Genomic DNA, 23,567 nt, shown 5'->3' with positions numbered 1-23,567 from the left:
GCACACAGAGAGTTAACCCGCATGCCCACCCGTTCCAAGATCATCTATACCTTCACCGACGAAGCCCCCGCCCTCGCCACTTACTCGCTGCTGCCGATCATCGAAGCGTTCACCGCTTCGGCTGACATCGCTGTCGAAACTCGCGACATTTCCCTGGCTGGCCGTATCCTTGCCGCCTTCCCGGAGCAACTGGGCGCAGAGAAGCAAGTAGGCGATCACCTGGCGGAACTGGGCCAGCTGGCTACCACCCCTGAAGCCAACATCATCAAGCTGCCGAACATCAGCGCCTCGGTACCGCAGCTCAAAGCCGCGATCAAGGAACTGCAAGGCAAGGGCTTCAACATCCCTGACTACGCCGACGAGCCGGCCACCGCGGAAGAAAAAGAATCCCGTGCCCGCTACGACCGCATCAAGGGCTCCGCCGTGAACCCAGTGCTGCGCGAAGGCAACTCCGACCGCCGCGCGCCGCTGTCGGTCAAGAACTACGCCCGCAAGCACCCGCACAAGATGGGCGCCTGGGCCGCTGACTCCAAGTCGCACGTTGCCCACATGACCCAGGGCGACTTCTACGGCAGCGAAAAAGCCGCACTGATCGAAGCTGACGACAGCCTGCGCATCGAGCTGGTCGGCAAAGACGGCAGCACCACCGTGCTGAAAGAAAAGACCGCCGTCAAAGCCGCCGAAGTCATCGACTGCGCCACCATGAGCCGCAAGGCCCTGAAAGCCTTCATCGCCGAGCAGATCGCCGATGCCAAGGCCGCCGGCGTGCTGCTGTCCGTGCACCTGAAAGCCACCATGATGAAGGTCTCCGACCCGATCATGTTCGGCGTCATCGTCGAAGAATTCTACAACGACGTGCTGACCAAGCACGCCGCTGCCCTGGCCGAAGTAGGCTTCAACGCCAACAACGGTATCGGCGACCTGTACGCCCGTATCAAGGACCTGCCAGCCGACAAGCAGGCCGAGATCGAAGCCGACATCCAGGCCCTTTACGCCGAGCGCCCGGCCCTGGCCATGGTCAACTCCGACAAAGGCATCACCAACCTGCACGTGCCGAGCGACGTGATCGTCGACGCCTCGATGCCGGCCATGATCCGTGACTCGGGCAAGATGTGGAACACCGCAGGCGAACTGCAAGACGCCAAGGCCGTGATCCCGGACCGCTGCTACGCCGGCATTTACCAGGCCACCATCGAAGACTGCAAGGCCAACGGTGCCTTCGACCCGACCACCATGGGTAGCGTGCCGAACGTTGGCCTGATGGCGCAAAAGGCCGAAGAGTACGGCTCCCACGACAAAACCTTCCAGATCAACACCGATGGCGTCGTGCGCGTGGTCGATGGCAAGGGCAACGTGGTACTGGAGCAAAACGTTGAAGCCGGTGACATCTTCCGCATGTGCCAGACCAAGGACGCACCGATCCAGGACTGGGTCAAGCTGGCCGTCAACCGTGCCCGCCTGAGCAACACCCCGGCGGTGTTCTGGCTGGACCCGGCCCGCGCCCACGACGGCGTCATGATCGAGAAGGTGCAGAAGTACCTGAAAGATCACGACACCACCGGCCTGGACATCCGCATCCTGGCACCGGTCGATGCCATCAAGTTCTCCCTGGCCCGCATCCGCGAAGGCAAGGACACCATCTCGGTGACCGGCAACGTGCTGCGCGACTACCTGACCGACCTGTTCCCGATCATGGAACTGGGCACCAGCGCCAAGATGCTGTCGATCGTGCCGCTGATGAGCGGCGGCGGCCTGTTCGAAACCGGCGCCGGCGGTTCGGCTCCGAAGCACGTACAGCAGCTGGTTGAAGAAAACTTCCTGCGTTGGGACTCGCTGGGTGAATTCCTGGCCCTGGCCGCTTCCCTGGAGCACCTGGGCAACACCTACGACAATCCGCGCGCCAAGGTTCTGGCCAACACCCTGGACCAGGCTACCGGCAAGTTCCTCGACACCAACAAGTCGCCGTCGCGCAAAGTCGGTGGCATCGACAACCGCGGCAGCCACTTCTACCTGACCCTGTACTGGGCCGAGGCCTTGGCTGCTCAGTCGGACGACGCTGCCCTGCAGGCACGCTTCGCACCGCTGGCCAAAACCCTGGCAGAGAACGAAGCGACCATCGTCGCCGAGCTCAACGCCGTTCAGGGCAAGCCAGCCGACATCGGCGGCTACTACGCCCCGGATGCCGAGCTGACCGCCAAGGTGATGCGCCCAAGCCAGACCCTGAACAGCGCAATTGCTGCCCTGTAAGGTTCGCTTGAAGTAACAGCACAAACCCCGGCCACGCACCGGGGTTTGTGCTTTCTGGGAAATGGGGCCGCTCTGCGGCCCTTCGCGGGCAAGCCCGCTCCCACAGGAGAGGTGCAGTTTGTGAGACCTGCGCTGCACCTTGTGGGAGCGGGTGAGCCCGCGAAGGACCGCAAGGCGGTCCCGGCAACCTGAAAGGACATGGCAAATGACCTGGCAACCCCACATCACCGTAGCGACCATCGTCGAGCACGAAGGCAAGTTCCTCTTCGTCGAGGAGTTCAAAGCCAACCAGCACGTCTTCAACCAGCCTGCCGGCCACCTCGAGCCCAACGAGACCCTGCCCCAGGCCGCCCTGCGCGAAACCCTGGAAGAAACCGCCTGGGAAGTCGAGCTGACCGGTGTGGTCGGCATCTACCTGTACACCGCCCCCAGCAACGGCGTGACCTACCAGCGCGTCTGCTTCGCCGCCCGCCCCGTGTGCCATCATGCCGACCTGGCACTGGACAGCGACATCGTCCGCGCCGTGTGGCTGACCCGCGACGAACTGCTGGCCGACCCAACCCGCTGGCGCAGCGAGCTGGTGCCACGCTGCCTGGATGACTATCTCAACGGCCCGCTGCACAGCCTCGACCTGCTACGCGACTGACGCGGCGCCACGGGTTTGATAGAATCGGCGTTTTTCCCCCTTGATACACACCGGTACCCATGACCAGCCCAGCACTTAAAGACCCCGCCAAGACCCGCGTCATCGTCGGCATGTCCGGCGGCGTGGACTCTTCCGTCTCAGCCCTTCTGCTCATCGAGCAGGGCTACCAGGTGGAAGGGCTGTTCATGAAGAACTGGGAAGAGGACGACGGCACCGAATACTGCACCGCCCGTGAAGACCTGGCCGACGCCCAGGCCGTGTGCGACCGTATCGGCATCAAGCTGCACACCGCCAACTTTGCTGCCGAATACTGGGACAACGTGTTCGAGCACTTCCTTGAGGAATACAAGGCTGGCCGCACCCCCAACCCCGACATCCTCTGCAACCGCGAAATCAAGTTCAAGGCGTTCCTCGACTACGCCCTGTCGCTGGGTGCCGACCTGATCGCCACCGGCCACTACGTGCGCCGCCGCGATACTGGCGCACTCACCGAACTGCTCAAGGGGCTGGACCCGAACAAGGACCAGAGCTACTTCCTGCACGCCGTCGGCGGCCAGGAAATTGCCCGCACCCTGTTCCCGGTCGGCGAACTGGAAAAGCCCGAAGTGCGTGCCATTGCCGAAAAACACGGCCTGGCCACGGCCAAGAAGAAAGATTCCACCGGCATCTGCTTCATTGGCGAGCGCCGCTTCAGCGACTTCCTCAAGCAGTACCTGCCGGCCCAGCCGGGCGATATTGAAACCACCGAAGGTGAAGTGATCGGCCGCCACCATGGCCTCATGTACCACACCATCGGCCAGCGTCAGGGCCTGGGCATTGGCGGCCTGAAGGATGCCAGTGACGAACCGTGGTACGTGCTGCACAAGGACCTGGCTCGCAACGTGCTGGTGGTCGGCCAGGGCAACGAGCACCCATGGCTGTTCTCCCGTGCCCTGCTGGCCTCGGAGATTTTCTGGGTCAACCCGGTCGACCTCGGCAACCCACGTCAGCTGACTGCCAAGGTGCGCTACCGCCAGAGCGACCAGCGATGCACCCTGGAGCGCACCGCCAGCGGCTACCGCGCCGTGTTCGACGAGCCTCAGCGCGCCGTTACCCCTGGCCAGTCCGTGGTGTTTTACGATGGTGAAGTGTGCCTGGGCGGCGGCGTGATCGAGGCTGCCGAGCCGTGGAGCCCGCGCGCATGAGCAACCTGCAGGAACAGCTGATTGCGTTGGGTGGTGTGTTCCAGGCCGCCGTGCTGGTCGACCGCATCGCCCGCACCGGCCAGGCCAGTGAAGCCAATATCGGCTGCATGCTGGGCAGCCTGCTGGTGCGCGACCCCAAGGACACCCTGGAGGTGTTCGGCGGTGACGACCTGAACCTGCGCGACGGCTACCGAGCGCTGATCGGCGCCCTTGAGCGCGACCCCAACAGCCTGCAACGTGAGCCGCTGCGCTACGCCCTGTCGATGCTGGGCCTGGAGCGCCAGCTGAACAAGCGTGGCGACCTGCTGGACACCATCGGCAACCGCCTGCCGCAAATCCAGTCGCAGGCCGAGCATTTCGGCCTGGTTCACGAAAACGTCATCGCTTCCAGTGGAGCTTTGTACCAGGACACCCTGAGCACCTTGCGCCAGCGCATCCAGGTGCACGGCGACATGCGCTTCCTGCAGCAGCCCAACAACGCCTCGAAGATCCGCGCCCTGCTCCTGGCCGGCATCCGCGCCGCGCGACTGTGGCGGCAGCTGGGCGGGCACCGCTGGCAGCTGGTGTTCAGCCGGCGCAAGTTGCTGAACGAACTGTACGACATGATGCGCAGCCCCAGCTGACGGGCTGCACTGCCCTTTGTGGGAGCGGGCTTGCCCGCGAAGCAGGCGACGCGGTGTATGGCACCGGCTACGCCGGTGTTCGCGGGCATGTCCGCTCCCACAGGGTCTGCCACCCGATCCAAATTTGGGCCGACCTTTGGTCAGCCACCCGACCTGGGCGCATTTTTCATGTATGATATGCGCCCTTCCAAAAGCCTGACTGTCCGAGAACACCCCATGCAGCTTTCTTCGCTCACTGCGGTTTCCCCTGTAGACGGCCGTTATGCCGGCAAAACCCAGGCCTTGCGCCCCATTTTCAGCGAATTCGGCCTGATCCGTTTCCGCGCCCTGGTCGAAGTGCGCTGGCTGCAGCGCCTGGCCGCCCACCCGCAAATCGGCGAAGTGCCGGCGTTCTCCGCCGAAGCCAACGCCCTGCTGGACAGCCTGGCCAACGATTTCAAGCTGGAGCACGCCGAGCGCGTCAAGGAAATCGAGCGCACCACCAACCACGACGTCAAGGCCATTGAATACCTCCTCAAGGAGCAGGCCGCCAAGCTGCCTGAGCTGGCCAAGGTCAGCGAGTTCATCCACTTCGCCTGCACCAGCGAGGACATCAACAACCTGTCCCACGCCCTGATGCTGCGCGCCGGCCGCGACGAAGTGCTGCTGCCGCTGATGCGCCAGGTCGCCGACGCCATCCGCGCCCTGGCCCACGCCCACGCCGAAGTGCCAATGCTGTCGCGCACCCACGGCCAGCCAGCTTCGCCGACCACCCTGGGTAAAGAACTGGCCAACGTCGTGTATCGCCTGGAGCGCCAGATCGCCCAGGTTGCCGCCGTACCGCTGCTGGGCAAGATCAACGGCGCCGTGGGCAACTACAACGCCCACCTGTCGGCCTACTCGCAGATCGACTGGGAAGAAAACGCCCGCGCCTTCATCGAAGACGAACTGGGCCTGCAGTTCAACCCGTACACCACCCAGATCGAGCCGCACGACTACATCGCCGAGCTGTTCGACGCCATCGCCCGCTTCAACACCATCCTGATCGACTTCGACCGTGATGTGTGGGGCTACATTTCGCTGGGTTACTTCAAGCAGAAGACCGTCGCCGGCGAAATCGGCTCGTCGACCATGCCGCACAAGGTCAACCCGATCGACTTCGAAAACTCCGAAGGCAACCTGGGTATCGCCAACGCGCTGTTCCAGCACCTGGCCAGCAAGCTGCCGATCTCGCGCTGGCAGCGTGACCTGACCGACTCCACCGTGCTGCGCAACCTGGGCGTGGGCTTTGCCCACAGCGTGATCGCCTTCGAGGCCAGCCTGAAAGGCATCGGCAAGCTGGAAGTCAACGAAGCTCGCATCGCCGCCGACCTGGACGCCTGCTGGGAAGTGCTGGCCGAGCCGATCCAGACCGTGATGCGCCGCTTCAACATCGAAAACCCCTACGAGAAGCTCAAAGAGCTGACCCGTGGCAAGGGCATTACCCCAGAAGCGCTGCTGACCTTCATCGACGGCCTGGACATGCCAGCCGAAGCCAAGGCCGAGCTCAAGCAGCTGACCCCCGCTACCTACATCGGTAACGCGGCAGCCCAGGCCAAACGCATCTAAGCTGAGCGTCGCGTACAACGCCCGGCCTGGCCGGGCGTTTTTATTCCCGTACGAAAATTACGTTTTTTCAATAGGTTGAACATGAATCCTGATACTCCACTGCAGCTGCTCGGCGGCATCTCGGCCCGCGAATTCATGCGCGACTACTGGCAGAAGAAGCCGCTGCTGGTGCGCCAGGCCTTCCCGGACTTCATCAGCCCGATCGACCCCGATGAACTCGCCGGCCTGGCCCTGGAAGACGAAGTCGAGTCACGTATCGTGCTGGAACACGGCGCGCACCCGTGGGAGCTGCGCCGCGGCCCGTTCAGCGAAGACACCTTCGCCGAACTGCCGGAAAAAGACTGGACACTGCTGGTACAGGCCGTTGACCAGTTCGTTCCGGAAGTGGCCGAACTGCTGGAAAACTTCCGCTTCCTGCCCAGCTGGCGTATCGATGACGTGATGATCAGCTTCGCCACCCCGGGTGGCAGCGTCGGCCCGCACTTCGACAACTACGATGTGTTCCTGCTGCAAGGCCACGGCCAGCGCAACTGGAAGATCGGCCAGATGTGCAGCAGTGACAGCCCGCTGCTGGAGCACGCCGACCTGCGTATCCTGGCCGAGTTCGAGCAGAGTGAAGAGTGGACCCTGGAGCCCGGCGACATGCTCTACCTGCCACCGCGCCTGGCCCACTACGGCGTAGCCGTGGATGACTGCCTGACCTACTCGGTCGGCTTCCGCGCACCGAGCGCTGCCGAAGTGCTGACCCACTTCACAGACTTCCTCGGCCAGTTCCTGCCCGACGAAGAGCGCTACAGCGACGCCGACGCCCAGCCGGTCAGCGACCCGCACCAGATCCAGCACGATGCCCTCGACCGCCTCAAGGCGCTGCTCGACAAGCACATGGGCGACAAGGACCTGCTGCTGACCTGGTTCGGCCAGTTCATGACCGAGCCGCGCTACCCCGAGCAGATCGTTGGCGAAGAGCTGAGCGAGGAAGAACTGATCGACGCTCTTGAGCAGGGCGCCATCCTGATTCGCAACCCCAGCGCACGCCTGGCCTGGTCCGAATTCGAAAATGACCTGCTGCTGTTCGCCAGCGGCCGTAGTTGCCCACTGCCCGGCAAACTGCGAGAGCTGCTGAAACTGGTATGCGCGGCCGACGCCTTGCACATCGACAACCTGGCCGAGTGGCTGCAGGACGAAGATGGCCTTATGCTGGTACAGCAGCTGGTCAAACAAGGGAGCTTGGGATTCGCCAATGAATAAGATCAGCGTTCGCCTCGCCGATTGGCACAAAGACAACGCCGACATCCGCCGTATCCGTGAAGCCGTGTTCGTCGCCGAGCAGCACATTCCGCCAGAGCTGGAGTTCGATTCGGAAGATCAGGACGCCCTGCACTTCCTGGCCCTGGAAGGCGACTATCCAATCGGTACTGCGCGCCTGCTGGCCGACGGTACCATCGGGCGCATCTCGGTGCTCAAGGACTGGCGTGGCCTGAAGGTTGGCGATGCGTTGGTCAATGCGGTCATCGTCGAAGCGCAGAACCGCGACCTGAAACAACAGATGCTCAGCGCCCAGGTACACGCCACGCCGTTCTATGAGCGGCTGGGCTTTCGCGTAGTCAGCGAGGAATTCCTCGAAGCTGGCATCCCGCATGTGGACATGGTGCGCGACTCACGCGCCTGATCCGTAACCTGCACTGGCCGCTTCGCGGACAAGCCCGCTCCTGCATGGGAATACGATTCATGTGGGAGCGGGCTTGCCCGCGAAGAGGCCGGCACAGGTAAAGACACTTCTCCTGACAAAAACCTGTACATCCATCCAGATAAAACTTGCCTCCGCGCCCCCGCTTGCGCATCCTATGGCCCACCACCCCGATAAAGCGTCCCGGCCATGCGCCTGTTCCTCTGTGAAAAACCCTCCCAGGCAAAAGACATCGCCAAAGTGCTCGGCGCCAACCGCAAAGGCGACGGCTGCTGGCAAGGCACCGATATCTGCGTCACCTGGTGCATTGGCCACCTGCTGGAAACCGCCCCGCCCGACAGCTACGACGAACGTTACAAGCGCTGGAACCTGGCTGACCTGCCGATCATTCCAGACAAATGGAAGATGCTGGTAAAGCCCAAGACCGCCAGCCAGTTCAAGGCGGTCAAGCGCCTGCTCGGTGAAGCGCGGGAGCTGGTGATTGCCACCGACGCCGACCGCGAAGGCGAAATGATTGCCCGCGAGCTGGTCGAGCATTGCCGCTACCGAGGTCCGGTGCAGCGCCTGTGGCTGTCGGCGCTGGACGACGCCTCCATCCGCAAAGCCCTGGCACGCCTGCTGCCAGGCCACGAGACGTTCAACCTGTACCACTCGGCGCTGGGCCGCTCCCGCGCCGACTGGCTGATCGGCATGAACATGAGCCGGCTGTTCACCCTGCTGGGCCGCCAATCCGGCTACCAGGGTGTGCTGCCGGTAGGCCGCGTGCAAACGCCCACCTTGCGCCTGGTGGTCGACCGCGACCGCAGCATCGCCGACTTCGTGCCGGTGCCGTTCTGGGCCATCGATGTACAACTGGAACACGCCGGCCAACGCTTCAATGCCCAATGGCGCGCCCCCGAAGACGCCTGCGATGACCAAGGCCGCTGCCTGAAGCAAGGCCTGGCACAGCAGGCCGCCACCGATATAAGCCATGCCGGCACTGCCCGAGCGGTAAAGGTAGCGACCGAGCGTGTGCGCGAAGTTGCACCACTGCCCTTCGACCTTGGCACCCTGCAGGAGCTGTGCTCGAAAAAGTTCGGCCTCGGCGCCCAGGAAACCCTCGACATTGCCCAGGCACTGTACGAAACCCACAAGCTGATCACCTACCCGCGCAGCGATTGCGGCTATTTGCCACAAAGCCAGCACGCCGAGGCACCTGCCATCCTCGCTGCCCTGCAACGGGCCGATGCCAGCCTGGCGCCGCTGCAGCCCTACCTGGAGCCGCAACGCCGCTCGCGGGCGTGGAACGACGCCAAAGTCAGCGCTCACCATGGCATCATCCCCACCGCCGCCGCCAGCGACCCTTCGCGCCTGCCGGCCAAGCACAAGGCCGTGTATACCCTGATCCGCGCCCGCTATCTGGCGCAGTTCCTGCCCAACCATGAGTACGACCGCACCCAGGCCGACTTCGACTGCGCCGGTCATGCGCTGCGTGCTGTGGGCAAACAGATTGTCGAGCCGGGCTGGCGCCGCGCCTTGCCCGAGGCGCTGACCCCGGCCAAAGGCCGCGAGGCACCACCGGCCCAGGTGCTGCCAGCGCTGCGCGAAGGCCAGGACTGCAGCGTACACGGCCTGCAACTGAAAGACCTGTGGACCCAGCCGCCCAAGCCGTTTACCGAGGGCGACCTGATCAAAGCGATGAAAAACGTGGCCAAGCTGGTGGATGACCCTCGGCTGAAGCAGAAGCTCAAGGAAACCACCGGCATCGGCACCGAAGCCACCCGCGCCAGCATTATCCAGGGTCTGCTCGACCGCGGTTACCTGGTAAAGAACGGCAAGGCGCTGTCGGCCACACCTGCGGCCTTCAGCCTGATCGACGCCGTTCCCCGGGCCATTGCCGACCCCGGCACCACGGCAATCTGGGAGCAGGCGCTGGACATGGTGCAAAGCGGCGAGATGCCCCTGGAAGAGTTCGTTGCCCGGCAGTCGGCGTGGATGGGCAAGCTGGTCGAGCGTTGCAGCGGCATGCGCATGACCATCAGCGGGCCAGCGGCCGGGGCGGCCCCGCCCTGGAAAAAGAAACGTCGCGGTGGCGGGAAGAGCAAAGCGACTGGAAGCAAGGCGACCCCAAGCAAGCCACGCCAGGCGCGAAAAAAGCGAGCCCCCCTGTAGGAGCGGGTTCACCCGCGAAGAGGCCAGCCCAGGCAACACATTAACAACAGGCAAACCACAAAACCCGACCAACACATTGGCAGCGTGAAATTTAACTGCTAACTTTTCATGAAAATAAACACAATAATTTTCACGGAAACCCGGCATGTTCAAACAATCCGCCCAGCACGTCGCCAGTTACTACGCCCAGACCTACCCCGCCAACATCCCATTACGCCCTACCCTGCAAGGCCCCCAGGACACCGACGTGCTGATCATCGGCGCCGGTTTCAGCGGCCTGCACACTGCCCTGCGCCTGACCCTGGCCGGCAAACGCGTAACGCTGCTGGAAGCCAGCCGGGTTGCCTGGGCGGCCTCCGGTCGCAACGGTGGCCAGGCGCTGTTGGGCTGGTCGTGCGACATGCCGCCGCTGGAGCAGGCCCTTGGCCTCGAACGTACCCAACGGCTATGGGCCAGCATGTGCTGGGCCGCCGACGAGATGCGCGAACTGCCCCAACGCCACGGCTTCGACATCGACTACCGGCAGGGCAGCCTGTGGACTGCGGTATTGCCGCGCCGGGTGAAAATGCTCGAAGAGGCCCTGCATGATGCCGAGCATAAATGGGGTTACGACGCCCTGCGCCTGATCGGCCGTGACGAGTTGCCGCAATGGATCGACAGCCCGCGCTACCAGGCCGCGCTGTACGACGCCAAAGGTGCCCACCTCAACCCGCTGAAACTGGCGCAGGGCCTGGCCAGTACCATCGAGGCTGCTGGCGGGCGAATCTACGAACAGAGCCAGGTGCTCAGCTACCAGCAGGCTCGCGACGGCTATGTCGCCCGCACCGACCGTGGCGAAGTTCGCTGCCAGGTGTTGGTGCTGGCCTGCAACGCCTACATCGACCGCCTTGACCGGGGCCTGTCGCGCCGCCTGTTGCCCGTCGGTTCCTACCAGGTAGCCACTGCGCCTCTGGATGCCGACTTTGCCCATTCGCTATTACCTCGCAACAGTTGCGTGATCGACAACCAGTTCGTACCCGACTACTTCCGCCTCACTCCGGACCACCGCCTGCTGTTCGGCGGTGGCTGCACCTACCTGGGCGGCATTCCCAAGGACGTCGCCAGTGCCACCCGCCCGTACCTGGAGCGGGTGTTCCCGCAACTGGCCGGGGTGGCAATCGACTATGCCTGGGGCGGCCACATCGATTGCAGCATCAAGCGCACCCCGGACGTCGGTCGCGAGGGCCAGCGCTACTGGCTGCAGGGCTTCTCCGGTCATGGCGTACTGCCGACCCTGGCGGCGGCGCGTGCGGTCAGCGATGCCATTCTCGGCGATGAAGACCTGTTGGCGCTGTACCAAGGCATCGACAACGGCCGCTTCCCCGGCGGCGACCTGCTGGCTGCGCCTTTGGAAGCTGCGGCAAAAGCCTGGTACCGCATGCGCGACCGTGTCTGAAGGGCATCAGGATTGCCTGTGCGGGCCTCTTCGCGGGTGAAAGGGACCTCACAGTGTAGGAGCGGGTTCACCCGCGAAGAGGCCCGCACAGGCAATACAACTTCCTGATACCTGCCAAAATTCCTCCTATTCTCAATAGCTCCCTTCGCTTCCTGCACCCAGGAGACACGACCATGAGCTATGTAACCACGAAGGACGGTGTACAGATCTTCTACAAGGACTGGGGCCCGCGCGATGCGCCGGTGATCCACTTCCACCACGGCTGGCCGCTCAGTGCCGATGACTGGGACGCGCAGATGCTGTTCTTCCTCGCCCAGGGTTACCGCGTGGTCGCCCACGACCGGCGGGGCCATGGCCGCTCCAGCCAGGTATGGGACGGCCACGACATGGACCACTATGCCGACGACGTAGCCGCAGTGGTTGCCCACCTGGGCACCCAGGGCGCCGTGCATGTCGGCCACTCGACCGGCGGCGGCGAAGTGGTGCGCTACATGGCTCGGCACCCTGAAGACAAGGTGGCCAAGGCCGTGCTGATCGCGGCCGTACCCCCTTTGATGGTGCAAACCCCCGGCAACCCCGGTGGCCTGCCCAAGTCGGTATTCGACGGTTTCCAGGCCCAGGTTGCCAGCAACCGGGCGCAATTCTACCGGGACGTGCCAGCAGGGCCGTTCTACGGCTACAACCGCCCTGGGGCCGAAGCCAGCGAAGGCATCATTGGCAACTGGTGGCGCCAAGGCATGATCGGCAGTGCAAAGGCCCATTACGATGGCATCGTGGCGTTTTCCCAGACCGATTTCACCGAGGACCTCAAGGGCATCAAGCAGCCCGTGCTGGTGATGCACGGCGACGACGACCAGATCGTGCCGTATGAGAATTCCGGGGTGCTGTCGGCCAAGCTGCTGCCCAATGGCACGCTGAAAACCTACAAAGGCTACCCGCATGGCATGCCGACCACCCATGCCGATGTGATCAATGCGGATTTGCTGGCGTTTATTCGTAATTGATGTTTTCGCCAGTACCAGCCCTTTCGCGGGTGAACCTGCTCCTACGGGATTATGCGGGTTTACCCGCGAAAGGGCCGGTACTGGCAACACACCTTCCCCAGGATTACCATGCTTCCCTTCTAGTGCGGCACTTTGCCGCCTCCTTGCCTCCCTGCCTGCCAAAACTCCATGCCCTTCGAACTTACCGTAGAACCCCTCACCCTGCTGATCCTGGCCCTGGTCGCCTTCGTCGCCGGTTTCATCGATGCCATCGCCGGTGGCGGCGGTTTGCTCACCACCCCGGCCCTGCTCACTGCCGGCATGCCGCCGCACCTGGTGCTGGGCACCAACAAGCTCAGTTCCACCTTCGGCTCGGCCACCGCAAGTTTCACTTACTACAAACGCAAACTGTTCCATCCGGCGCAGTGGCGCCCGGCATTGTTCGCCACCCTGACCGGGGCGTTGCTCGGCGCCGTCATCGCCCACTACATGCCAGCCGAATGGCTGAACAAGATGCTGCCGGTGATCGTCTTCGCCTGTGGCATCTACCTGTTGTTCGGCGGCACGCCCAAGGCACCGCTGGATGCCGATGCACCGATCAGGAAAAAGTGGCAAGTGCCGCAAGGCTTCACCCTGGGCTTCTACGACGGCGTGGCCGGACCGGGTACCGGGGCGTTCTGGACCGTCAGTACCCTGCTGCTGTACCCCATCGACCTGGTACGCGCCAGCGGCGTGGCGCGCAGCATGAACTTCGTCAGCAACATCGCGGCGCTGACGGTATTCATCATTTCCGGGCAGGTGGACTACATCGTTGGCCTGTGCATGGGCCTGTCGGTGATGGTCGGCGCCTTTTTCGGCGCACGCACGGCAATCAGCGGTGGCAGCAAGTTCATCCGCCCGGTGTTCATCACCGTGGTGCTGGCGTTGACCGTGCGCTTAGCGTGGCAACACTGGTTCGGGCAGGCCTGAGCGGCTTTGGCAATGGAATGACCATTGCCTGCGCCCGGCGCCTAGTCGGAGCACATTGTTCACTGCAGCTAGGACGGGAAAGCAGGGATATCACAGCCCAGCCGCCGCGCAACATACAGATCGATCAAGTACCGGGCAATGGACCGCCCCGCCGGCAGCGGCGGCAGGTCGTGAACGCTGAACCACTTGGCGTCCTCGATCTCGTCCGGTTGCATGACAATCTCGCCACCGGCGTACTCGGCATGGAAACCGAGCATCATCGAATGCGGAAACGGCCAGCACTGGCTGCCGACGTACTGGATGTTCTGCACCTCCACCGCTACTTCTTCACGCACTTCGCGCACCAGACAGTCTTCGGCCGACTCACCCGGCTCGGCAAAACCTGCCAAGGTGCTGTACACCCCGGTGACGAAGCGTGGCGAACGCGCCAGCAGGATTTCATCGCCGCGGGTCACCAGCACGATCATGCTGGGTGAAATACGCGGATAGCTGCGCAGGTCGCAGGGCTGGCAGTACATCGCCCGCTCCCAGCGAATTTGCGTCATCGCCTGGCCGCAACTGCCGCAGAAGCGGTGCTCGCGGGCCCAGGTGCCGATTTGTGCGGCATAGCCCAGCACCTTGTAGGTGTCGGAGTCGCCTTCGAGCATGAACGCACGCAGGCCGCGCCAGCTGTAGCCGGGCACATCGGTGGCGCTGCGCAGTTCCAGCAAAAATACCGGCTGGCCGTCAAAGTGGCCGATGCCGTGTTCGCACAGCACGTCGAGGTCCTGGCGCTTGAGCCAGTCGCGGGGGAACAGCGCGCCGTTGGCGTCCACCAGAAACCCTTCAGGGCTGCGGGCCACGGCCAGCCCCCCGGTCATCTGTGGGTCGAGTACTGCGGTAGTCCAGCGTGCTGACATGTCGGGGGTTCCTTTACTGCGCGTCCCCCGGCCCGATCAGTCGGCGAACGTCGGTTTCTGTTTGCTCATGTGCGCCGCCACAGCCACGCGCAGGTCTTCGGACTGCAGCATTGCGGCGTTCCAGGTGGCAATGTAGTCCAGGCCATCGTCGATGCGATGGTCACGCATGTAGCTGAGCATTTCCTTGGTGCCGGCCACAGCGATCGGCGATTTTGCGGCAATCTCGCGGGCGATGGCAAAGACGCCGTCCATCAGAGCGGCCTGATCATCATAGACTCGGTTGACCAGGCCGATACGCAACGCCTCGTCAGCCTCGACATTGCGCCCGGTAAACGCCAGCTCACGCATGATGCCGTCGCCGATGATGCGTGGCAAACGTTGCAATGTGCCAACATCGGCAGCCATGCCCATGTCGATTTCCTTGATCGAGAATTGCGCATCAACACTGCAGTAGCGCATGTCGCAGGCGGCGATCAGGTCAATGGCCCCGCCAATGCAATAGCCCTGAACCGCCGCCAGCACCGGCTTGCGGCACGTGTCCACGGCGGTGAACGAGGCCTGCAGCCGCTGGATGGTCTTGCGCAGGAAGCGTGCATTGCGGCCCACGTCCTTGCCCATCTGCCCGGCCAGCGAAGCCAGCATCATCAGGTCGATACCGGCGGAGAAATGCTTGCCGGCACCGCTGATCACCACAGCACGCACGGCATCGGTGTCATCGATCCACTGGAAGATGTCGAGGATCTCTTCCCAGAAAGCCGCGTTCATCGCGTTGACCTTCTCCGGGCGGTTGATTTGAACGTGGGCGATGCTATCGGTCAGTTCGACCTTGAATGCACTGTACTCGGTCACGGGCGGCACTCCTGTGGGTAAAAGGTTCATGCCACCGATGGTAACCCAGCCCAATGGCCGTACTTGTGCCAAAAACGGGACTGCACACCTTGCCTAAGACGCGCAGATCCGGCACCGTGCGCCATCGCTGAATTATAAGGATACATATTTATGTCACGCCCCCTGACCGGCGCTCTCGCCCACGGTTTCCTGGGCAAGTCGCCGTTTTGGTACAAGGTGGTCATCTGCCTGTTTCTGGTGCTCAACCCGCTGTTGTTGGTAACCATTGGCCCGGTTGCGACCGGCTGGGCACTGGTGCTTGAGTTCATCTTCACCTTGGCCATGGCCCTGAAATGCTACCCGTTGATGCCCGGTGGCTTGTTGCTGATCGAAGCCATGCTGCTGCAAATGACCACGCCGCAGGCGCTGTACGAGGAACTGCAGCACAACTTCCCGGTACTCCTGCTGCTGATGTTCATGGTCGCCGGCATCCACTTCATGAAAGAACTGCTGCTGTTCCTGTTCTCACGCATTTTGCTTGGGGTGCGCTCAAAGGCCATTCTGTCATTGCTGTTTTGCGTGCTGTCGGCGTTTCTTTCCGCGTTTCTTGATGCGCTGACAGTCACTGCGGTGATCATCAGCGCCGCAGTCGGCTTCTACGCGGTGTACCACCGCGTCGCGTCCGGGGCCAACCCGCGCGAGGAGAGCGCACTGGACAGCGACCACCACGTTGCGCAACTGCACCGTGAAGACCTCGACCAGTTCCGCGCCTTCCTGCGCAGCCTGCTGATGCATGGCGCTGTGGGTACCGCCCTGGGCGGCGTCTGCACGTTGGTGGGCGAGCCGCAGAACCTGCTGATCGGCCACGAGATGAGTTGGCACTTCGTCGACTTCTTCTTCAAGGTGGCGCCCGTATCGCTACCAGTGCTGGGTGCAGGTCTGGTGACTTGCGTGCTGCTGGAAAAAGTGCGCCTGTTCGGCTACGGCACGCTGATGCCCGAACCGGTGCGCCAGGTGCTGACCGCCTATGCGGCCGAAGACGATGCCGCGCGTACCCAGGCCCAGCGCATCGCGCTGTGGGTACAAGGGCTCGCCGCGCTGGTCCTGATCATCTGCCTGGGCCTGCATGTGGCCGAGGTCGGCCTGATCGGCCTGATGGTGATCGTGCTGATCACGGCCTTCACCGGCATCACCGACGAGCACCGCCTGGGCCGTGCCTTCCAGGACGCCATGCCGTTCACGTCGCTGTTGGTGGTGTTCTTCGCCGTGGTCGCGGTGATTCATCAGCAGCAGCTGTTCAGCCCATTGATCAGCTGGGTACTGACGCTGCCGACCGAACAGCAACCGGGCATGCTGTATCTGGCCAACGGCTTGCTGTCGGCGATCAGCGACAATGTGTTCGTTGCCACCATCTACATCACCGAAGTGAAGCAGGCATTTCTCGATGGCAGCATGAGCCGCGAGCATTTCGAAACACTGGCAGTGGCGATCAACACCGGCACCAACCTGCCAAGCGTGGCGACGCCGAACGGCCAGGCGGCGTTCCTGTTCCTGCTGACCTCGGCCATTGCGCCGCTGATTCGGCTGTCGTACGGGCGGATGGTGTGGATGGCGCTGCCCTATACCGTGGTGATGGGCGGGTTGGGGTGGTGGGCGGTGACGTACTGGCTGTGAGGTGCTCTGTTTGGCGCGAGGTGCATCAGTTTGGAGGTGCATGCCTTTAGGAGGATGTTGTTTGGGAGATCGAGCGCCGCCCGCGCGGCGCATCGCGAGCTGCGCTCGCTCCTACGTTTGTTTCGGGCCAGTATTGCCTGCACCAGCGCGCGCGACCGCCTTGTTTGTTCCACACAATATCGAGGCGGGCGCGCGCCTCTGCCCCAGGAATAATTGGCCCGAAACGAACGTAGGAGCGAGCGCAGCTCGCGATGCGCCGCGCGGGCGGCGCTCGATCTCACGGTCGAAATGACTCTTGAGACATGCCCCCGCAGCCACAATGCAATTTAATGACATGCCCCACTCCCACACAACTTTTGCCCCGCGAACGCATCAAACCCCAAGTAAGCCCCATCCACTCCAAGGAGGTCACCCATGGCGCTGCGCACGACACTGCTGCTTTCCTGCATGACCCTGGCCCTGCTCGGCTGCGCCGGCAACGATCACCCGGCACCGCCGCGCACCCAGCAGGTGGACCTGCAGCGCTATCAGGGTACCTGGTACGAACTGGCGCGGCTGCCGATGTTCTTCCAACGCAACTGCGTGAAGTCCGAGGCGCGCTACGGCTTGCGCGAGGACGGCCGTATCGACGTCACCAACCGCTGCCAGGAAAAGGACGGCCAGTGGAATGAAGCCAAGGGTATTGCCGAGCTCCAGCAGCCAGGCAGCACCGACAAGCTGTGGGTGCGCTTCGACAACTGGTTCAGCCGCCTGGCACCGGGCCTGACCAAGGGCGAGTACTGGGTGCTGTACCACGACAAGGACTACCGCGTGGCACTGGTCGGCCACCCCAACCGCGAGTACCTGTGGCTGCTTTCGCGCACGCCAGCAGTCACCGACCAGCAGCGCGAGCAACTGCTGACAATCGCCCGGGAGCAAGGTTATGACACCAGCAAGCTCATCTGGCGACAGGCCAACTAGCAGACCGTCGACGGCGGGCGGCAATCCGGCTAAGGTGTGCGCCCCGTATCACCTTGGCCACTTCTGGCCTGAAACAGGACCCTGAGCATGGACCTGCTGTTCCTCGGCACCTCCGCCGGGGTGCCCACCAAGGCACGCAATGTCAGCGCCACAGCCGTGATCGAAGCCAGTGGCAGCCACTGGTATCTGGTCGATTGTGGCGAAGGCACCCAGCACCGGCTGCTACACACCCCGCTTTCGGTCCGTGACCTGCGCGCGATCTTCATCACCCACGTGCATGGTGACCATTGCTTCGGCCTGCCCGGCCTGTTGGCCAGCGCGGGCATGAGCGGGCGCACCCAGCCGCTGGAAGTGATCCTGCCCGCCGCACTGCACGACTGGGTACGCCAGGGCCTGCTTGCCAGCGACACCTTCCTGCCGTTCGAGCTGCGCCTGTTGCCCGTGGAAACGTTGAGCGCATGGCGCAGCGAGACCCTGCAGGTGACCACCGTGCAACTGTCGCACCGGGTGCCCAGCGTGGGTTTCGTATTCACCGAAACCAACCCGGAGCCCCGCCTGGACATCCAGCGCCTGGAAGCCGAGGGCATACCGCGTGGTCCGCTGTGGGGTGAGCTGGCCAAGGGGTTGACCGTGACGTGCAACGGGCAGCTGCTGAACGGCAATGACTACCTGCGGCCTTCGCGCCCGCCACGGCGGGTGATCGTGTGCGGGGACAACGACAAACCAGAACTGCTGGCAGCCGTTGCCAAGGGTGCGGATGTACTGGTGCACGAAGCCACCTTCACCCAGGCGGTAGCCGAACGCACCGGGGGCACGTTCGGCCACAGCACCGCCGCGGAGGTGGCACGCCTTGCCGAGGCCGCTGGCGTGCGCAACCTGGTACTGACGCATTTCAGCGCCCGCTACCAGAACGATCCACGGCGCAGCCCGCACATCGACAACGTGCGCGACGAGGCCCTCGCCCATTACAGCGGGCAGTTGACCCTGGCGCAGGACCTGCAGCGCTATTACCTTGGCCGTAACGGCTGTCTTGAGGCCAGTGGTTAGGCCGCCAGCCGCCCGCTGGCAATTGCCTCCGACGCCGCCAGCATCGCCCGTAACAGCACCGCACAGCCTGCCGCCAGGTCATCAGGCGTGGCGTTCTCGATTTCGTTATGGCTGATGCCGTTTTCGCACGGCACGAAAATCATCCCCGCCGGCCCCAGCTCGGCCAGGAAGATGGCGTCATGCCCCGCTCCACTGACGATGTCCATGTGCGGCAGGCCCAACGCCTTGGCCGATTCGCGCACGGCGTCGACACAGCCTTTGTCGAAGTAAAGCGCCGGGAAGTCGGCCGTGGGCACCAGCTCATGGCTCAGGCCATGCTTGGTACAGGTCGCCTCGATCACCTCGCGCACATCGGCAATCATCGCATTCAACTGCTCGCCCTCGAGGTGGCGGAAGTCCAGGGTCATGCGCACTTCGCCCGGGATCACGTTACGCGAGCCCGGGTACGCCTGAAGGCAACCCACCGTGCCGCAGGCGTGGGGCTGGTGGGCAAGCGCCGTGCGGTTGACCGCCTCCACCACAGCGGCTGCGCCCACCAGGGCGTCCTTGCGCAGGTGCATGGGCGTAGGGCCGGCATGGGCTTCAACACCGCGCAGGGTCAGGTCGAACCACTTCTGGCCCAGGGCGCCGAGGACCACGCCGATGGTCTTGGCCTGGTCCTCAAGGATAGGCCCCTGCTCGATATGCGCTTCGAAATACGCCCCCACCGGGTGCCCCGACACCGCACGCGAACCGGCGTAGCCAATGGTGTTCAACGCTTCGCCAACGCTGACTCCCTGGGCATCGCGCTTGGCCAGGGTTTCTTCCAGAGTGAACTTGCCGGCGAACACCCCTGAACCCATCATGCACGGCGCAAAACGCGAACCTTCTTCGTTGGTCCACACCACCACTTCGAGCGGCGCTTCGGTTTCCACGCCCAGGTCGTTGAGGGTGCGGATCACCTCCAACCCGGCCATCACCCCGAAGCAGCCATCAAACTTGCCGCCGGTGGGCTGGGTGTCGATATGGCTACCGGTCATCACCGGCGGCAGCTTGGGGTTACGGCCCGGGCGGCGGGCGAATATGTTGCCGACGGCGTCGATGCTGACCGAGCAACCGGCCGCCTCGCACCACTGCACGAACAGATCGCGGGCCTGGCGGTCGAGGTCGGTCAAGGCCAGGCGGCAGACACCGCCCTTGGCGGTGGCGCCGAGCCGGGCCAGGTCCATCAGCGATTGCCACAGGCGGGTACTGTCGACGTGATGGGCGTTGGTCTTCAGGATCTCTTTGACGGGGGTCACGGGTTTCTCCTTCAGGCTTTTTTTGTTGTCTGTTCAGGGCGCTTGGCGGGCACGCCCGCTACCACAGGACTGCGTACCGCCATACCGCCAAGCACGTAGTACAGTGCACCGCCCAGCAACGAGCCGGTGAACCAGCCGTAGTCGTAGAACCAGCTGAAACTGCTGTTGCCAATCGCCATTACCGTCAGCCCTACTGGCAAGGCGAAGGCGGCAAAACCGGCCCAGTTCCACGCGGGATACACGTCGTCGCGGTATAGCCCGGCCAGGTCCAGCTTCTGCCGGCGGATCAGGAAGTAGTCCACCGCCATGATCCCGGCAATGGGCCCCAACAAGCTGGAATAGCCCAGCAGCCAGTTGGAGTACACGCTCTCCAGGCTAAGGTCGGAGACAATCAGGCCTAGCTTCTTCAGCAGCTCATGCCCCATCAGCGCCAGGCCGATAAAGCCGGTCAGCCATATCGCGCGGCTTCGCCCGATCAGGCGTGGGGCAATGTTCTGGAAGTCATTGGTCGGCGACACGATGTTCGCCGCAGTGTTGGTCGACAGCGTGGCGATCACGATCAGCGCCATGGCCAGGGCCACCCAGAAGGGGCTTTGAATCTTGCCGATCAAGCTGACCGGGTCGGACACCGTCTCACCCACCAGTGATGCCGACGCGGCGGTCAGTACCACACCCAGCGCAGCGAACAGGAACATGGTCAGCGGCAGGCCGAAGATCTGCCCGAGAATCTGGTCCTTCTGGCTGCGGGCGTAGCGGCTGAAGTCGGGAATGTTCAGTGACAATGTGGCCCAGAAGCCGACCATGGCCGTGAGCCCTGCGCAGAAGTAACTGACCATGCTCGCCCCTTCCGGGCGCTTGGGCGGCTGGGCCAGCAGTTCGGTCATCGACATGTGTGGCAAGGCCCAGAACAGCAGACCGATGCCCACCGCCACCAGCAGCGGTGCCGACAGCGTTTCCAGCCACTTGATCGACTCGGCGCCGCGCAGTACCACCCACAGGTTCAGGCACCAGAAGATCATGAAGCCAATCACCTCGCCCGTCCCGCCCAGCGCCTTCCAGCCGTCGAACACCGAACCCAGGAACAGGTGAATGGCCAGCCCGCCGAACATGGTCTGAATACCGAACCAACCACAGGCCACCACCGCGCGGATCAGGCACGGTACGTTGGAGCCGAGAATGCCGAACGACGAACGCAGCAGCACCGGAAACGGGATGCCGTACTTGGTACCGGGAAAGGCATTGAGGGTAAGCGGTATCAGCACGATAACGTTGGCCAGCAGAATCGCCAGCAGCGCTTCGCCAACGCTGAGGCCGAAGTAGGCGGTGAGCACGCCGCCGAGGGTGTAGGTGGGTACGCAGATGGACATGCCCACCCACAGGGCGGTGATGTGCCATTTGTTCCAAGTGCGCTGGTGCACCTTGGTCGGTGCTATGTCGGGGTTGTAGCGCGGGCTGTCGAGGACATCGCTGCCCTCGGACAGCTCGAACAGGCCATCTTGCTCGACCACTTCCGATCTGCTCTGTTGCATAGGCCCTTCTCCAGTTTTTTCTTCTATTTTTCGCTCATCAGGCTGATTCGATGACCGGAGTTCGCACGCGGAATGTGCATAGAAATCTCGACCAGATTTTCATCTTGTCAAGCCAGTCAATTACCCTTAAAGCCCCTGCCTCCGCATGCACACTTAATTAATCCCTTTAATATCAATTAGTTAAAAACCACAAAATTAATGGGAAAATTTTCTTGCTGAATCCAGAATCAGCATCTAGCCTCGAATCTTGTCAGGACTGACAGGATTGACCGCCCTGCCCTCCCTGGCATCCATGACAATGCAAAGAACCGGCCAAAACCGGTCAGCCTGCGAGGAAAACGGCATGTCCCTGTTGATCCGTGGCGCCACCGTGGTTACCCACGAAGAGAGTTACCCCGCCGATGTCCTGTGTGCCGATGGCCTGATCCGTGCCATCGGGCAAAACCTCGAACCACCCACCGACTGTGAGATCCTCGACGGCAGCGGCCAGTACCTGATGCCCGGCGGCATCGACCCGCACACCCACATGCAGTTGCCGTTCATGGGCACTGTAGCCAGCGAGGACTTCTTCAGCGGCACCGCTGCGGGCCTGGCAGGCGGCACCACTTCGATCATCGACTTCGTCATACCCAACCCGCAGCAGTCGTTGCTGGAGGCCTTCCACACCTGGCGTGGCTGGGCGCAGAAAAGCGCCAGCGACTATGGCTTCCACGTCGCCATCACCTGGTGGAGCGAGCAGGTGGCCGAAGAGATGGGCGAGCTGGTGGCCAAGCACGGGGTGAACAGCTTCAAGCATTTCATGGCCTACAAGAATGCGATCATGGCCGCCGACGATACCTTGGTGGCCAGCTTCGAGCGTTGCCTGCAACTGGGCGCGGTGCCCACCGTGCATGCCGAGAACGGCGAGCTGGTGTACCACCTGCAGAAAAAACTGCTCGCCCAGGGCATGACCGGGCCGGAAGCCCACCCGCTGTCGCGCCCCTCGCAGGTTGAAGGCGAAGCGGCCAGCCGCGCCATCCGCATTGCTGAAACCCTCGGCACGCCGTTGTACCTGGTGCACATTTCCAGCCGCGAGGCACTGGATGAAATCGCCTATGCCCGAGGCAAGGGCCAGCCGGTGTATGGCGAGGTGCTGCCCGGCCATCTGCTGCTGGACGACAGTGTCTACCGTGACCCGGACTGGGCCACCGCCGCCGGTTATGTGATGAGCCCGCCGTTCCGCCCACGCGAACACCAGGAGGCGCTGTGGCGCGGCTTGCAGTCGGGCAACCTGCACACCACCGCCACCGACCACTGCTGCTTCTGCGCCGAACAGAAAGCCATGGGCCGCGACGACTTCAGCCGCATCCCCAACGGCACCGCCGGCATCGAGGACCGCATGGCGGTACTGTGGGATGCTGGGGTCAACAGTGGGCGCCTGTCGATGCACGAATTCGTCGCGCTGACCTCTACCAATACGGCGAAAATCTTCAACCTGTTCCCGCGCAAGGGCGCTATCCGCGTGGGTGCCGATGCCGACCTGGTGCTGTGGGACCCGCAGGGCACCCGCACCATCTCCGCCCAAACCCACCACCAGCAGGTGGACTTCAACATTTTCGAAGGCCGCACCGTGCGCGGCATCCCAAGCCACACCATCAGCCAGGGCAAGGTGCTCTGGGCCGATGGCGACCTGCGTGCCGAACCGGGCGCGGGGCGCTATGTGGAACGGCCGGCGTACCCGTCAGTGTATGAGGTGCTGGGGCGCCGGGCCGAGCATCAGCGGCCGATGCCAGTTCAGCGCTGAAGCCATTGGGGCTGCTGTGCAGTCCATCGCGACACAAGGCCGCTCCCACAAGGAC

19 protein-coding genes are annotated in these 23,567 nt (G+C 63.3%); 15 read left to right on the top strand and 4 right to left on the bottom strand.

Annotated elements, in window-relative coordinates:
* Nucleotides 1-21: 21 nt before the first annotated feature.
* The 11 genes from GST84_09230 to GST84_09180 all read left to right on the top strand — a co-directional run bounded on the left by GST84_09230 (nt 22) and on the right by GST84_09180 (nt 13,512).
* Nucleotides 22-2,247 carry an NADP-dependent isocitrate dehydrogenase gene (locus tag GST84_09230; GenBank protein ID XGB12539.1) on the top strand — a complete coding sequence of 742 codons (2,226 nt, stop codon included), beginning with the start codon at nt 22-24 and terminating at the stop codon, nt 2,245-2,247.
* A 205-nt stretch (nt 2,248-2,452) separates the two neighbouring features.
* Nucleotides 2,453-2,893, top strand: a complete 441-nt coding sequence (locus GST84_09225; protein ID XGB12538.1) for an NUDIX domain-containing protein — start codon at nt 2,453-2,455, stop codon at nt 2,891-2,893.
* A gap of 59 nt (nt 2,894-2,952) precedes the next feature.
* Entirely contained in the window at nt 2,953-4,077 is a 1,125-nt protein-coding gene (gene mnmA / locus GST84_09220) for a tRNA 2-thiouridine(34) synthase MnmA (protein XGB12537.1), read from the top strand.
* Nucleotides 4,074-4,700 (top strand): high frequency lysogenization protein HflD, encoded by a 627-nt coding sequence (gene hflD, locus GST84_09215; GenBank protein XGB12536.1) that lies wholly within the window; start codon nt 4,074-4,076, stop codon nt 4,698-4,700. Before mnmA ends, hflD begins: the two co-directional genes overlap by 4 nt.
* Before the next feature lie 216 nt (nt 4,701-4,916).
* On the top strand, nt 4,917-6,287 hold the full coding sequence (purB, locus tag GST84_09210; GenBank protein XGB12535.1) for an adenylosuccinate lyase: 1,371 nt from the start codon (nt 4,917-4,919) through the stop codon (nt 6,285-6,287).
* Nucleotides 6,288-6,368: 81 nt separating this feature from the next.
* The gene (locus tag GST84_09205; protein XGB12534.1) at nt 6,369-7,535 is read left to right on the top strand and encodes a cupin domain-containing protein; all 1,167 of its coding nucleotides are present in this window, start codon (nt 6,369-6,371) and stop codon (nt 7,533-7,535) included.
* On the top strand, nt 7,528-7,956 hold the full coding sequence (locus GST84_09200; protein XGB12533.1) for a GNAT family N-acetyltransferase: 429 nt from the start codon (nt 7,528-7,530) through the stop codon (nt 7,954-7,956). The genes GST84_09205 and GST84_09200 overlap by 8 nt, the downstream gene beginning before the upstream one ends.
* 207 nt (nt 7,957-8,163) lie before the next feature.
* The gene (gene topB, locus GST84_09195) at nt 8,164-10,125 is read left to right on the top strand and encodes a DNA topoisomerase III (GenBank protein ID XGB12532.1); all 1,962 of its coding nucleotides are present in this window, start codon (nt 8,164-8,166) and stop codon (nt 10,123-10,125) included.
* 145 nt (nt 10,126-10,270) lie between these two features.
* The gene (locus tag GST84_09190) at nt 10,271-11,560 is read left to right on the top strand and encodes an FAD-dependent oxidoreductase (GenBank protein XGB12531.1); all 1,290 of its coding nucleotides are present in this window, start codon (nt 10,271-10,273) and stop codon (nt 11,558-11,560) included.
* 173 nt (nt 11,561-11,733) lie between these two features.
* Complete coding sequence (locus GST84_09185; protein ID XGB12530.1) at nt 11,734-12,564, top strand: alpha/beta fold hydrolase; 831 nt, start codon at nt 11,734-11,736, stop codon at nt 12,562-12,564.
* A gap of 168 nt (nt 12,565-12,732) precedes the next feature.
* Complete coding sequence (locus GST84_09180) at nt 12,733-13,512, top strand: TSUP family transporter (protein ID XGB12529.1); 780 nt, start codon at nt 12,733-12,735, stop codon at nt 13,510-13,512.
* A gap of 68 nt (nt 13,513-13,580) precedes the next feature.
* On the opposite strand, the gene nudC is transcribed toward GST84_09180, so the two are convergent.
* The gene (nudC, locus tag GST84_09175) at nt 13,581-14,411 is read right to left on the bottom strand and encodes an NAD(+) diphosphatase (protein XGB12528.1); all 831 of its coding nucleotides are present in this window, start codon (nt 14,409-14,411) and stop codon (nt 13,581-13,583) included.
* A 36-nt stretch (nt 14,412-14,447) separates the two neighbouring features.
* Complete coding sequence (locus GST84_09170; GenBank protein ID XGB12527.1) at nt 14,448-15,260, bottom strand: crotonase/enoyl-CoA hydratase family protein; 813 nt, start codon at nt 15,258-15,260, stop codon at nt 14,448-14,450.
* A 150-nt stretch (nt 15,261-15,410) separates the two neighbouring features.
* Between GST84_09170 and nhaB the strand changes: the two genes are divergently transcribed.
* From nhaB to GST84_09155, 3 genes are all read left to right on the top strand, one after another.
* Entirely contained in the window at nt 15,411-16,913 is a 1,503-nt protein-coding gene (gene nhaB, locus GST84_09165; protein ID XGB12526.1) for a sodium/proton antiporter NhaB, read from the top strand.
* 414 nt (nt 16,914-17,327) lie between these two features.
* Nucleotides 17,328-17,873: a lipocalin gene (locus GST84_09160; protein XGB12525.1), complete on the top strand. Its 546-nt coding sequence runs from the start codon at nt 17,328-17,330 to the stop codon at nt 17,871-17,873.
* Nucleotides 17,874-17,960: 87 nt separating this feature from the next.
* Nucleotides 17,961-18,920 (top strand): ribonuclease Z, encoded by a 960-nt coding sequence (locus GST84_09155; protein XGB12524.1) that lies wholly within the window; start codon nt 17,961-17,963, stop codon nt 18,918-18,920.
* Here GST84_09155 and GST84_09150 read toward each other — a convergent pair.
* Both GST84_09150 and GST84_09145 read right to left on the bottom strand, forming a co-directional pair.
* Entirely contained in the window at nt 18,917-20,200 is a 1,284-nt protein-coding gene (locus GST84_09150; protein ID XGB12523.1) for a hydantoinase/carbamoylase family amidase, read from the bottom strand. The genes GST84_09155 and GST84_09150 overlap by 4 nt on opposite strands.
* Before the next feature lie 11 nt (nt 20,201-20,211).
* Nucleotides 20,212-21,729, bottom strand: a complete 1,518-nt coding sequence (locus tag GST84_09145) for a nitrate reductase (GenBank protein ID XGB12522.1) — start codon at nt 21,727-21,729, stop codon at nt 20,212-20,214.
* A gap of 343 nt (nt 21,730-22,072) precedes the next feature.
* On the opposite strand from GST84_09145, the gene hydA reads away from it, so the two are divergent.
* Nucleotides 22,073-23,512 carry a dihydropyrimidinase gene (hydA, locus tag GST84_09140; protein ID XGB12521.1) on the top strand — a complete coding sequence of 480 codons (1,440 nt, stop codon included), beginning with the start codon at nt 22,073-22,075 and terminating at the stop codon, nt 23,510-23,512.
* Nucleotides 23,513-23,567: the final 55 nt, after the last annotated feature.

The organism is Pseudomonas putida (assembly GCA_041879295.1).
In the GTDB taxonomy this organism is placed as follows: domain Bacteria; phylum Pseudomonadota; class Gammaproteobacteria; order Pseudomonadales; family Pseudomonadaceae; genus Aquipseudomonas; species Aquipseudomonas putida_Y.
The sequence above is the reverse complement of the archived record's forward strand: the minus strand, read 5'-3'. Positions and strand labels throughout refer to the sequence as shown.